This is a genomic window from Acidisoma sp. 7E03 (assembly GCF_054665075.1).
The window spans coordinates 83,582-95,674 of the sequence record NZ_BAAFHE010000002.1 but is presented as its reverse complement, the minus strand read 5'-3'; the positions used below and the strand labels follow the sequence as shown (position 1 = coordinate 95,674).

Below are 12,093 nucleotides of genomic sequence, written 5' to 3'. Positions count from 1 at the left end.
TCACTCGACGAAGGCAGTGGTTGAAACGGCGTGGCCCGGCTCGGGCCGATGGTTGGTCGCTGGCGCGAAGGCGCCCGCGGGCCTCATGTCGGCAAGGCTGATGCCGGACAGAGCCCCCAAAATGGCGGCATTCACCGCATCCCAGCGCCCCTTCACCGGGCAAAGCCCCGAGGCCTCGCAGACGCTGGGGGAATGCTCCACGCAAGCGGTCAAAGCAATGGGCCCGTCGATCGCGGTGATGACGTCCGCCACCGGAATCTGGGATAGCGGGCGCGCAATGCGATAGCCACCGCGCGCACCCCGTTGTGAGCAGACCAGCCCGGCGCTGGTCATGATCTTGAGCACCTTGGCGACCGTCGGCTCCGGCACGCCCGTGGTCGCAGCGATGCCGCCCGAGGTCTGCAGCCCGCCTTCCTCGGCGAGGCGAACCAGCACCACCACGGCGTAATCCGTCAATTTCGACAGCTTGAGCATGGGGACTTTCTACCGCTCTATTCAGGACCGTGCCAGTCCTGTTTTGGAAGGCAGCCCTGTCATCCGGCCGGGCTCCGCTGCCCCGCCGGTTGAACCCCGCGGCGGAAGTGTCTACCCGTGGCACAGACGGAAGAGGATCGAGCACCATGGCGGACGAGGCTTTTGCGGCGAACCTGAAGCGCATTCGAGACAAATACGAAGGTTTGAGCGGTGGCCAGGTCTTCGATCCGCACTTCAAGGAAATCGCCGAGAAGACCATCAGCCCGGATGGCCGCCGTCGCCTGCCCTATTCCGATCCCGCGACCTTTCTGGCCGCGCCCTTCCGGCAGAACGCCTTCGGCTCGCCTGAGGGCTTCCAGGATCTCGACGTCGCGCTGATCGGTGTGCCCATGGATCTCGGCGTCACCAACCGGGCAGGCTGCCGCCTCGGGCCGCGCGCCGTTCGAGCGGTCGAACGCATCGGACCTTACGAACATGTGCTGCGCGTGGCGCCGCTCGGCCAACTGCGCGTTGCCGATGTCGGGGACGTGCCGCTGCGCTCCCGCTACAGCCTCGAAAGCTGCCACGAGGACATCGAGGCCGGCTACAAGGCGGTGGTGGCGGCCGGCGTCATCCCCCTCTCCGTCGGTGGGGACCACTCCATCAGCCAGGCGATCCTGAAGGCCGTCGGGGAAACGCGACCCGTCGGCCTCATCCATATCGACGCCCATGCGGACACCGCCGGCTCCTATGAGGGAAGCCGCTTCCATCATGGCGGCCCCTTCCGCCAGGCCGCGCTGGATGGCTGCATCGATCCCCGCCGCACGCTGCAGATCGGCATCCGCGGCACGGCGGAATATCTCTACGAATTTTCGACCGATAGCGGCATGACGGTGGTGCACGCCGAAGAGGTCGAGGAGCACGGCATCCGCCGCTACATCGACGTTGCGCGCCGCCTCATCGGGGATGGACCCGTCTATCTTTCCTTCGACATCGATTCGATCGATCCGGGTTTCGCACCGGGCACCGGCACGCCGGAAGTCGGCGGCCTGCAGCCGCGGGAAGTTCTGGCTCTGCTGCGCGGCCTTCGTGGCCTCGACGTCGTCGGGGGAGACGTCGTCGAAGTCGCGCCTCAATACGATCCCACCACCAATACGGCGCAGATCGCGGCGCAGGTTCTGTTCGAAATGCTCTCCCTGGTCGCCTTGCGGGACAAGCCTTCCATCCGGGCGCGCTGAACGAGGAAATTACGAAGCCGTCACGCGGAAACCGGTTGAACGGTAAGCCACCGAGGCCCACTCTCCTCAGCATGATCGAACGTCGCCCCTATGACATCGACATGCGCGCCGACGGCAGCTTTGTCGAAAAGCCCCGGACCGAGGGTTTTGCGGGCTGGCCACCACGGCCTCCGCGGAGCGGTGGCTCGCTTGGTCGCACCTTGACCATCGCAGCCGTTATTGCCGGGTCGGTAGCAGTCGCAGGCGTGGTTCTGTCGCTTGCACTGGTTCTCGTGCCGGTGATGATCGGCGCCGCGCTCATCGGCTATGCGGCACTTCGCTTCCAGCTGTGGCGCATGCGTCGTGGCGGTGCGCCAATGGGTGGGCCCTTCGGCCCGATCATGGCGCAGATGGATGCCATGATGCGGGCTCGCCGCCGGGGTCCCTGACCCGGCGGATCGACGCCAGGTTCAGATTTGAGCCTGGCCACCGTCGACATAGAGTTCCACGCCATTCACGAAGCTCGCATTGTCAGAGGCGAGGAAGAGCACGGCCTTCGCAATCTCCGAAGGCTGACCCACCCGGCCCGCCGGAATCTGCGTGGTGAGGAAGGTCTTCGCCTCTTCCGCCGATTGCCCGCCTCCGAAGAGATCGTTCAGACCCGGGGTCTCCGTCACACCGGGGCTCACGGCATTGACCCGGATATGCCGGTCTTTCAGATCGAGAATCCAAGTACGGGCGAAGCTGCGCACGGCCGCCTTGGAGGCGCTGTAGATGCTGAAGGCCGGCGCGCCCGTGCTGCTGGTGATGGACGCCATCAGCACGATGGCCCCACCATCGCGAAACAGCGGCAGCGCCTTCTGAACGGTGAAGACCATCCCCTTCACGTTGGTGTCGAAGATGCGGTCGAAATGCTCCTCCGAGATCGCACCAAGGGGGGCGAAGTCGCCACCGCCGGCATTGGCGAAAAGCACGTCGATATGGTCGTGCTTCTGCTGCACGACGTCGTAGAGCTTGTCGATGTCCCCAAGCTTGGAGACATCCGCCTGCACCGCCGTCACCCGGCCGCCGAGCTTGGCGACGGCCTTGTCCAGCGCGTCCTTCCGCCGCCCAGTGATGATGACATGCGCGCCTTCGGCGAGGAAGGCCGCGGCCGTCGCCAGGCCGATCCCGCTGTTGCCGCCGGTGACGACCACGACCTTGTCCTGAAACTGTCCAGCCATCGGAAGTCTCCTGTCTCGCGTTGTTCGATGGCGGAAGAGGTATCCCTGGAACGGTATCGGCGGTAGAAGCCGAAATCGGCCTTCATCGTTCTATGGATAGGACAATGATCGACCTCAACGACTATGCCTATTTCGCCGCGGTGGTTCGGCATGGCGGCTTCGCCCCAGCCGGCCGCGTCTTGCAAATGCCGAAGTCGAAGCTCAGCCGGCGTATCGCGGGGTTGGAGGCGCGCCTCGGCGTGCGGCTGATCGAGCGGTCGACTCGGCGCTTTCGCGTCACCGACACCGGGCAGTCGTTTTATGCCCGCTGTGTCGCGATGCTGGCCGAGATGGAACTCGCGGAACGCATGGTGGCAGAAGGCCAGCGCGAACCTGCGGGACTGGTGCGTTTCTCCTGCCCCACCGGCCTCGCCGATATCCTGGCACCCGTCTTCCCCGCCTTCCTCACACGCTTCCCAAAGGTGCAGTTGCAGGTGCTGGCAACCGACCGGCCCGTCGATCTCATCACCGAGGCGATCGACGTCGCCCTCCGTGTACGTCTGACGCTCGACAGTGATGCAGCGCTGACCATGCGCTCACTGGGCATCTCGCACCGCATCCTTGTGGCGAGCCCCGGCTTGGCGCGCCGGCTCCCGGATGGGCTGGCCGCCCTCGAAACGGCGCCCATCCTCGGCACCAGCGACGAAGCGGGAGAACTCGACTGGCTTCTGGAAGGTCCGGGCGGCGTGCACCGCCGCTTCCGGCTGTCTCCCCGCATGAGCTGCGCGAGCTTCGGAGTGATGGCCGAAGCGGCGATCGCCGGCCTCGGCATCGCGCTTTTGCCCGATCATGTGATCGCGGCGGAACTGCGGTCAGGTGCGCTCGTTCAGGTCATTCCGGAATGGCGGGGGCCGCCCGGCATCGTCCACCTCGTCTTCACGACGCGGCGCGGCCTGCCACAAGCGGTCCGCGCCTTCATCGATCATCTGGCGCGGCATTTTCCCGCAGAGGTGAGGAGCCGCTAGAGCGCCTTGAGGATCTGCTCCACCATCTTCTTGGCGTCGCCGAAGAGCATCATCGTATTGTCCTTGAAGAACAGCGGATTCTCCACGCCGGCATAGCCGGACCCCATGCCACGCTTGAGGAAGAGTACAGTCTTTGCCTTGTCCACCTCGAGGATCGGCATGCCGTAGATCGGAGAGCTCTTGTCGAGCTTCGCCGCCGGATTGGTCACGTCGTTGGCGCCGATGACGAAGGCGACGTCTGCCTGGCCAAACTCCGCGTTGATGTCTTCCAGCTCGAAAACATCATCATACGGCACGTTCGCTTCGGCCAGCAGCACGTTCATGTGGCCCGGCATCCGGCCCGCAACGGGATGAATGGCGTAGCGCACCTGCACGCCGTCCTCCTTCAGACGGTCCGCCATCTCTCGCAGCGCGTGCTGCGCCTGCGCGACCGCCATGCCGTAGCCCGGCACGATGATCACCTGGCCGGCATTCTTCATGATGAAAGCGGCGTCGTCCGCGGCACCCTGCTTCACGGGCCGCGTCTCCACCACACCCGTCGCGACCGCCGTCTCGCCGCCGAAGCCGCCCAGGATGACCGAGATGAAACTGCGGTTCATCGCAGAGCACATGATGTAGCTCAGAATGGCACCCGAGGAGCCGACCAGCGCGCCGGTGATGATCAGCGCCAGATTGCCCAGGGTGAAACCGATGCCAGCGGCCGCCCAGCCGGAATAGGAATTCAGCATTGAAACAACGACCGGCATGTCCGCGCCGCCGATCGGGATGATGATCAGCCCGCCCAGTGCCAGAGCCGAAATCACGATGAGCCAGAAGATGAAATGCGACTGCGTGGTGATGAAGCACAGGATCAGCAGCACCAACAGGGCTGCGAGCGCCGCGTTGATGGTATGGCGTTGCGGCAGCATGATCGGCCGGCCGGACATATTGCCGTTGAGCTTGGCGAAAGCGATGACCGAGCCGGTGAAGGTCACTGCACCGATTGCGAGCCCGATCGACATCTCGACCAGCGAGCCGGTTTCGATATGACCGGGCAGGCCGATTCCGAAAGCTTGCGGCGCGTAGCTCGCAGCTGCCGCGACACATACGGCGGCGAGGCCGACGCCGGAATGGAAGGCTGCAACCAGCTGGGGCATCGCCGTCATCGCGACGCGCCGGGCGACGACGGCGCCGATGCCGCCGCCGATGGCGATGCCGAGGATCACCAACAGCCAGCCACTGAAACCACTTGGGGCGGCCGCGGCAAGCGTCGTCAGGGCGGCGATCGCCATGCCGGCCATGCCCATCTGATTGCCGCGACGGGAGGAGCTGGGAGAAGACAGGCCACGCAGGGCCAGGATGAACAGGATGGCGGCGACGAGATAGAGAAGCTGCGCGAGATCCGGGGACATGGCGGCGCTCACTGCTTCTTGGGCGTTTGCGCCGCACGCGGCTTGTACATCGCCAGCATGCGTTGCGTGACCAGGAAGCCGCCGAAGATGTTGATGGAGGCGAGGATCAGGGCGATGAAGCCGAAGAAACGCGCCACGAGGGAGTGGCCGCCCATCACGTCATGCAGCGAGACGCCCACGGCGAGAAGCGCGCCCACCACGATGACGGAGGAGATGGCATTCGTCACCGCCATCAGCGGCGTGTGCAGCGCTGGCGTGACCGACCAGACGACGTAATAGCCGACGAAGATCGCCAACACGAAGATCGCGAAGCGAAAGACGAAGGGATCAACCACGCCTCCGCTCAAAGCATGGGCTGCGGCACCTGCGCCGGTCGCTATCGCATCCGTCGTCTGATTCATGAAGTCCCCCTTTGACCGCCGTCTTGCGCGGCGTGGCGTCGTGAAGGCGTGGTTTAGGCGGCGGCTTTGAAGGTCGGATGCACGACCGCCCCGTCCCGCGTCAGCAATGTGGCGCGGACAAGCTCGTCATCCCAATTCGGGTTGATGGCCTTCGTCGTGGTGTCGATCAGTGTTTCCACGAAGGCGAGAAGGTTCCGCGCATAGAGGGCGGAGGCCGACGCGGCGATGCGGCCGGCGGTATTGCTGTGCCCGAGGATGCTAACGCCGTTCGGCGTCTCGATCTCCCGCCCCGAGACCGCGCCCTCCACATTCCCGCCGCGCTCTACTGCAAGATCGACGATGACCGATCCCGCCCGCATGGATGCGACCATTTCCGCATTGATCAGGCGCGGTGCGGAGCGGCCTGGGATCAGCGCGGTGGTGATGACGATGTCCTGCTTCTTGATGTGCTCGGCGACGAGCGCCGCCTGCTTGGCCTGGTATTCGGGCGACATCGGCTTGGCATAGCCCGCCGCACTCTCCGCCTGCTTGAACTCCTCATCCTCGACCGCGACGAACTTGGCGCCGAGGGACGCCACTTGCTCCTTGGCCGCAGGGCGCACATCCGTCGCGGTGACCACCGCGCCAAGCCGCCGCGCCGTCGCAATTGCCTGCAGCCCGGCGACCCCCGCGCCCATGACGAAGACCTTCGCGGCCGGCACGGTGCCAGCGGCGGTCATCATCATCGGTAAGGCCCGGCCATAGCGTGCAGCGGCATCGATCACCGCGCGGTAGCCGGCGAGATTGGCCTGAGAGGACAGCACGTCCATGCTCTGCGCACGGGTGATGCGCGGCATCAACTCCATGGAAAACGCATTGATGCCGGCGGCGGCGATCTGTTCCAGCGCCGCGGACCGGCCGTAGGGGTCGAGCATGCCGATGAGGATGGCGCCGGCGGGATAGCGCCGCAACTCATCCTCGGTCGGCGGACGGACCTTCAAGATGATATCTGCGCCATCGGCGACCGCCGCCGGATCGGCGAGTTCCGCCCCTGCTGCGCTGTACTCGGCGTCACTCGCGCCCGATGTCCGGCCCGCTCCACGCGCGACAACCACACTGGCTCCGAGTTTGATGAGCTTGCCGACCGTCTCCGGCGTGCCGGCCACGCGGGTTTCATCGGCGTCGCTTTCCGCGGCTATCGCTACGCGCATAGGTCGTTATCCCGACTTTTTTGTTGGGGGGCGTGATAGCCCCCACTTTTTACGCGGTCATGCTAGGCGAGAAGTTTTGGCTTGGCGACTGTCTCTCTACGACGGCTGACGCAATGTTCGTCCCTCGAACGATAAGCGCCAGCCGCAGAGACAAGCAACGGAATTGAATAGCTTAGAGCGGAATCTGTCCGCCAAGTTCGTCTTCGATGTGCACCTGGATGATGTCCTCGAACCTGGTCTCGGCAACGAAGCCGAGCCCCGCAGCCCGGCTGGCGTCGAAGCCTTGTGCCCAGGTGTCGACGATACGGATGATGCGCTCATCGGGTTCGCGCTTGATCAGGGCAACCGCCTTCGCGCCGGCAACCTTCTCGAGTGCCGCGATCTGCTCGGCAACCGTGATCGACAGGCCCGGCATGGTCAGGCTGTTCCGGCCGCGCAGAAGCCCGATGTCGAGACCCGCGGCATGGGTCATGAAACCGACGGTCGCGCGCGGGCTCGCCATCCAATGGCGCACGCTGTCGCTCACGGGCAGCACGGCGGGCAGCCCCTGCAAGGGCTCGCGAATGATGTTGGAGAAGAAGCCGGAGGCCGCCAGATTCGGCTTTCCCGGGCGGACGACGACGGTCGGCAAACGCAGGCCGATCCCTTCGATGAAGCCGCGACGGGAATAGTCCGCCAGCAGCAGTTCGCACATCGCTTTCTGCACGCCGTAGCTCGTCTGCGGTGTCAGGAAATAGTCGTCGCCGATGACCGGCGGCATGTCGCCGCCGAAGACCGCGATGGAGGAGGCGAAGACCACGCGCGGCTTGTAGCCGCTCCGCCCCTGCTCGGCCCGGATCGCCTCCAGCAGGAAACGCATCCCGTCGAGGTTGACGCGATAGCCCTTATCCATATCGGCTTCGGCCTCGCCCGAGACGACGGCCGCCAAGTGGAAGATGACGTCAGGGCGGGACGCGAGAACCTCCGCCGCCTGGCCGGGGGCCGAAAGATCCGCCGCCGTGCAATCCGTGGTGCCGAGGAAGCCATGCGGTGTCATCGGGGTGACGACGTCGATCAGGGAGAGATGATCGACGGGCTTGCCGGCCAGCGCGCCATCCCGCCCAATGCGCTCCGCAAGCTTGCGGCCGACCATGCCGGCCCCACCCAGAATCATCACATGCATCGTCATCCTCCCTGCCCGACGGGGCTTATTGTCCACTGATCAGAGCGGCACTCCGCGGCTCTGTCAAAGCGCGCCTGCCCCGAAAAGCGCGCGCAGCAGCAGGTAGAGCAGACCACCGGCAAGAAAACCGACCAGGGTGCCGTTGATGCGGATGAACTGCAGGTCGCGGCCGACCCGCAATTCCAGCCGCTCGGTCACCGTCTTGGCGTCCCACCCCGCCACCACCTCGGCTACGAAATCCGCGGCGCGGGCCTGGGCGAGCGGGAGGAGCGCCGAGACGATGGCGGCGACACCCCGCTCCAGCCCGGCACGGATGGCCGGGTCCTGCTCGATGGCTTCGCCGAATTTCCGCAGGCTTGCCTCCATCACCGAGAGGGTGTGGCCGTTCGGGCGCGCCGCATCCTGCTCCACGGCGCGGCGCAGCCGCAGCCAGACGTCGCCGAGCCAGCTCTGCACGCTCTCATGGGCGACGACACGACGAATCGCCGTGCCGATTTCCGCCGCCCGCTCCGGATCGGTCTCGATCAAAGCGATCTGCTGGCGCACCCATTCGTCGAACGCCACCCGCATGGTGGATCCATCGGGCCCGATCGTGTCGAGTTCGGCGTTGACCGCCGTGATGACACGGCGCGCCACGCTGCCGCCGATCGCCCAGCCCAGTAGCTGCCCCCCCTGCTCGCGCACCCGCTCGCGAATGCCGCCGCGCAGATCCTCCTCCTTAGCGCTCAGCATGGTACGAAGCTGGTCGAGGACGAAGGTGAACACCTCCTGGTGCCGGCCGCCTTCGACAAGGCCGTAGAGGGCGCGCGCCACCACCTGACCAGCCGCCGGCCCGCCGACGAGGCGCGGCAGCAGGCGTTCCATCAGCTTTCGGGCACGGCCGTCCTCGAGCGAAAGCAGGATCTTCGGCAAGCTCGCTGCCATGGCCTCTGCGGCGGGCCGGACGGTCGCGGGATCGGAGAGGAAGCGGTGGATGAGGCCGGGCAGATCCGCCCGCGCCAGCACGCGGCCTACCTCCGCCTCAGTGATGACATGGGTGCCGATGAAGCGGCCCAGCGCGCGGCCCAGCCTTTCCTTCTGCGCCGGAATGATCGCCGTATGCGGAATGGGGATGCCCAGCGGATGCCGGAAGAGCGCAGTGACGGCGAACCAGTCCGCCAAGCCGCCGACGATACCGGCCTTGGCCGCGGATTCGAGAAGGTCGCGCCATAGGCCGTGCGGCAGAGCGAAACTGCCGAGGCACAGGAGCACCATGAGAAGCAGAAGTGCAGTCGCGAAGGCGCGGTGGCGGCGGAGCGACCGCCGGTCCGCGCGGTCCGCCTCCGTCGTCACCGGTGCGGGAGAGGCCGCCATCCGCCTGCTATTTCCCGAGCATGAGCTGGCCCGTCACCGCGCCGGTCGCGGGATCGACGAAGAGGATACGGTCAGGCCCGCCGCCGTTCACCAGCACCGCCAGCCGATCCCCGGCCGTCGCGATGGAGGAGATGTGGGAGCCTGCGGGCTGGTTCAGCATCTGGGTGGTCAGCGTAATCGTCTGCGGCTCGCCGGGAACGATAGTGCTCGCGATGCCTGCGCTCTGCCGGCTGCGGCCGCCGCCTGCAATATCCTGCACCACCTTGACGATGACGACACCGGTGGCCGCGATCACCAGCACGCCCATCACGATGACCGCGATCAGCAGCGGTCGTGTGCTTTTCATCTCCGCGCTCCCAAGCCCTATCAGGGGTCTCACAATTCTGGGTATGTCTCGCGGATGACCAAGAGCCCTCCCCCGATCCCAGACCTCGACGACGATCCCGAAGACGAGGCGCCGCTCGGCGCCGCGCCCATCCAGGCCGCCCCGGAAGACGGAGGCGAAAGGCTGGACCGATTTCTTGCCCGGCATTTCGACGCGCTCTCCCGTTCCCGGATCAAGAACCTGATCCTGGACGGGATGGCAAGACGCGGAGAGATCACGGTCCGCGACCCATCGGAGCCGGTCCAGCCCGGCATGACGTACAGTCTGTCCGTGCCGGATGCCGCCCCCGCCATCCCCCAGGCGGAGGCGATTCCGCTCACGGTATTGTACGAGGACGCCGATCTCATCGTCATCGACAAGCCGGCCGGTCTCGTCGTTCACCCGGCACCGGGCAATTACCAGGGCACCCTGGTCAATGCTCTCCTGGCCCATTGCGGGGAGAGCCTCACCGGCATCGGCGGCGAGCGCCGACCCGGCATCGTCCACCGGCTGGACAAGGATACCTCGGGCGTCATGGTGGCGGCGAAGACCGAACTGGCCCATGCCCGCCTGTCGGAGATTTTCGCGGCCCGCGATCTCGACCGGCATTACATGGCGCTGGCCTGGGGGGTATTGAGCCCGGCGAGTGGGGACATCGAGGGCGCAATTGGGCGGGACCCGCGGGACCGCAAGCGCATGGCCGTCCGCGGTATCGGTGGCCGTGCCGCCCTCACCCATTACCGCACCACCAAGATCTGGCGCCTCGCCGTCTCCCTGCTCGACCTCAAGCTCGAGACCGGACGCACCCATCAAATCCGTGTGCATCTCGCGCATCAGGCGCACCCGATCATCGGCGACCCGGTCTATCTGCGCCGCATTCCGGCGGTCTCGAAGAACCTCCCATCGGCGCTGCGCGGCCAGCTTCTCGACTTCCCGCGCCAGGCTCTGCACGCGGCAAGCCTTGCCTTCGCCCATCCGCGTACCGGGGAAGAGCTGTCCTTCCACACCGATCCGCCGGCCGATTTTCAAGCTCTGATCACGGCGCTCGACGCCGATACGGAGGGCGCCACCGGTTGACACGGGGGGACGGCGCACCGTTAGCTCCCGCGATGTCGACACAATCAGAGCGTGACGGACCCGGCGGCATGTCGGCGGGCATGACGATGCTGCTTGCCGTCACCGCCGGCATCAGCGTCGCCAATCTCTATCTTGCCCAGCCGATGATCGGGCTGATCGGGCCTTCCGTCGGCCTGCATCCGGGGGCGTACGGGCTCGTCGTGACGCTGACCCAGATCGGCTATGCGCTCGGCCTGCTGCTCCTCGTGCCGCTCGGCGATTTCGTCGAGAACCGACGACTGATGGTGACGACGCTCTGTCTCAGCGCCGTCGCTCTTCTCTTTACCGCCTCGGCCCATGCGGCCTTCACCTTCCTGCTCGCCTGCCTCGTCATCGGCGTCACCTCGGTGACCACTCAGATGGTAGTGCCTATGGCCGCGCATCTCGCGGACCCCGCGCGTCGCGGAAGGCAGGTAGGAACGGTGGTCAGCGGGCTGCTGACTGGCATCCTCCTCGGGCGGCCGATCGCCAGCCTGATCGCGAGCGTTGCGGGTTGGCGCACCGTCTTCGTCGTCGCGACCGTCGCCATGCTCGGCATGGCACTGGTGCTCTGGCACCGCCTGCCCGACCGGAGACCGCACGCCCGCAAGCATTACGGCGCGGTCATCGCCTCCATGGTGCCGCTGCTGCTCCGCACCCGGATCCTGCAGCGCCGTATGGCCTTTCACATGAGCCTCTTCTTCGCGTTCTCGGTGTTCTGGACCACGATTCCTCTCGAACTGGCGCGGCATTTCGGCCTCGGCCAGGATGGGATCGCGATTTTCTCCCTCGTCGGTGCGGCGGGCGCGCTCTCCGCACCGGTTGCCGGGCGCCTGGCCGATCGCGGCCTGATCCGCTCCGGCACCATCGGCTGCATGGCGATGGTGAGCCTGGGCCTGGCCTTGACCTGGCCGGCCGGCCTCGCCCGCGGTTGGGCCGGCCTCGGCCTCTTCGTCCTTGCAACCATCCTGCTCGACGGCGGCGTGCAGGCTCACCTCGCCTTTGCGCAGAAGGTGCTGTTCGACTTGGCGCCGGATATCCGCAGTCGCATCAACGCGCTCTTCATCGCCGGCGCCTTCGTCTCCGCCGCCGTTGGCTCGGCGCTTGCCCCGCTCGTCTATGCTTTCGCCGGCTGGTCTCTGGTGGCGGTTCTCGGCACCACCCCTCCCCTGCTCGCCCTGGCGATCTTCCTTTTCGACCGCCCCAAGCCCAGCCATCGATCAGCAGGCTGACGCTAAGC

General features: G+C 66.3%; 13 protein-coding genes. 5 read left to right on the top strand and 8 right to left on the bottom strand.

Going from position 1 to position 12,093, the window contains the following annotated elements:
- Positions 1 to 474, bottom strand: a complete 474-nt coding sequence (locus tag ACYQ6W_RS03265; RefSeq protein WP_459673551.1) for an SUF system Fe-S cluster assembly regulator — start codon at positions 472 to 474, stop codon at positions 1 to 3.
- Positions 475 to 620: 146 nt separating this feature from the next.
- Here ACYQ6W_RS03265 and speB point away from each other — a divergent pair, with 146 nt between their 5' ends.
- Together speB and ACYQ6W_RS03255 are read left to right on the top strand one after the other, a co-directional pair.
- Entirely contained in the window at positions 621 to 1,691 is a 1,071-nt protein-coding gene (gene speB, locus ACYQ6W_RS03260) for an agmatinase (protein ID WP_459673548.1), read from the top strand.
- 71 nt (positions 1,692 to 1,762) lie between these two features.
- Positions 1,763 to 2,119 carry a hypothetical protein gene (locus ACYQ6W_RS03255; RefSeq protein WP_459673547.1) on the top strand — a complete coding sequence of 119 codons (357 nt, stop codon included), beginning with the start codon at positions 1,763 to 1,765 and terminating at the stop codon, positions 2,117 to 2,119.
- A 21-nt stretch (positions 2,120 to 2,140) separates the two neighbouring features.
- Here the strand turns inward: ACYQ6W_RS03255 and ACYQ6W_RS03250 are convergent, their stop codons facing one another.
- Positions 2,141 to 2,893, bottom strand: a complete 753-nt coding sequence (locus tag ACYQ6W_RS03250; RefSeq protein WP_459673546.1) for an SDR family NAD(P)-dependent oxidoreductase — start codon at positions 2,891 to 2,893, stop codon at positions 2,141 to 2,143.
- 104 nt (positions 2,894 to 2,997) lie between these two features.
- Here ACYQ6W_RS03250 and ACYQ6W_RS03245 point away from each other — a divergent pair, with 104 nt between their 5' ends.
- Positions 2,998 to 3,897, top strand: coding sequence for a LysR family transcriptional regulator (locus ACYQ6W_RS03245; RefSeq protein WP_459673545.1), 900 nt, complete (start codon positions 2,998 to 3,000; stop codon positions 3,895 to 3,897).
- Here ACYQ6W_RS03245 and ACYQ6W_RS03240 read toward each other — a convergent pair.
- The 6 genes from ACYQ6W_RS03240 to ACYQ6W_RS03215 form a co-directional block, all read right to left on the bottom strand.
- Entirely contained in the window at positions 3,894 to 5,288 is a 1,395-nt protein-coding gene (locus ACYQ6W_RS03240) for an NAD(P)(+) transhydrogenase (Re/Si-specific) subunit beta (RefSeq protein ID WP_459673544.1), read from the bottom strand. The genes ACYQ6W_RS03245 and ACYQ6W_RS03240 overlap by 4 nt on opposite strands.
- Before the next feature lie 8 nt (positions 5,289 to 5,296).
- Positions 5,297 to 5,689 carry a proton-translocating transhydrogenase family protein gene (locus ACYQ6W_RS03235; protein ID WP_459673543.1) on the bottom strand — a complete coding sequence of 131 codons (393 nt, stop codon included), beginning with the start codon at positions 5,687 to 5,689 and terminating at the stop codon, positions 5,297 to 5,299.
- Positions 5,690 to 5,742: 53 nt separating this feature from the next.
- Positions 5,743 to 6,879 (bottom strand): Re/Si-specific NAD(P)(+) transhydrogenase subunit alpha, encoded by a 1,137-nt coding sequence (locus tag ACYQ6W_RS03230; protein WP_459673541.1) that lies wholly within the window; start codon positions 6,877 to 6,879, stop codon positions 5,743 to 5,745.
- A 172-nt stretch (positions 6,880 to 7,051) separates the two neighbouring features.
- A complete protein-coding gene (gene denD / locus ACYQ6W_RS03225; RefSeq protein WP_459673540.1) occupies positions 7,052 to 8,041 on the bottom strand; it encodes a D-erythronate dehydrogenase in 990 nt (329 codons plus the stop codon).
- Positions 8,042 to 8,104: 63 nt separating this feature from the next.
- On the bottom strand, positions 8,105 to 9,394 hold the full coding sequence (locus ACYQ6W_RS03220) for a DUF445 domain-containing protein (protein ID WP_459673539.1): 1,290 nt from the start codon (positions 9,392 to 9,394) through the stop codon (positions 8,105 to 8,107).
- Between the two features lie 7 nt (positions 9,395 to 9,401).
- Positions 9,402 to 9,740, bottom strand: a complete 339-nt coding sequence (locus tag ACYQ6W_RS03215; RefSeq protein WP_459673538.1) for a hypothetical protein — start codon at positions 9,738 to 9,740, stop codon at positions 9,402 to 9,404.
- Between the two features lie 54 nt (positions 9,741 to 9,794).
- Between ACYQ6W_RS03215 and ACYQ6W_RS03210 the strand changes: the two genes are divergently transcribed.
- A complete protein-coding gene (locus ACYQ6W_RS03210; RefSeq protein ID WP_459673537.1) occupies positions 9,795 to 10,835 on the top strand; it encodes an RluA family pseudouridine synthase in 1,041 nt (346 codons plus the stop codon).
- Positions 10,836 to 10,903: 68 nt separating this feature from the next.
- Positions 10,904 to 12,085 (top strand): MFS transporter, encoded by a 1,182-nt coding sequence (locus ACYQ6W_RS03205; protein WP_459673536.1) that lies wholly within the window; start codon positions 10,904 to 10,906, stop codon positions 12,083 to 12,085.
- Positions 12,086 to 12,093: the final 8 nt, after the last annotated feature.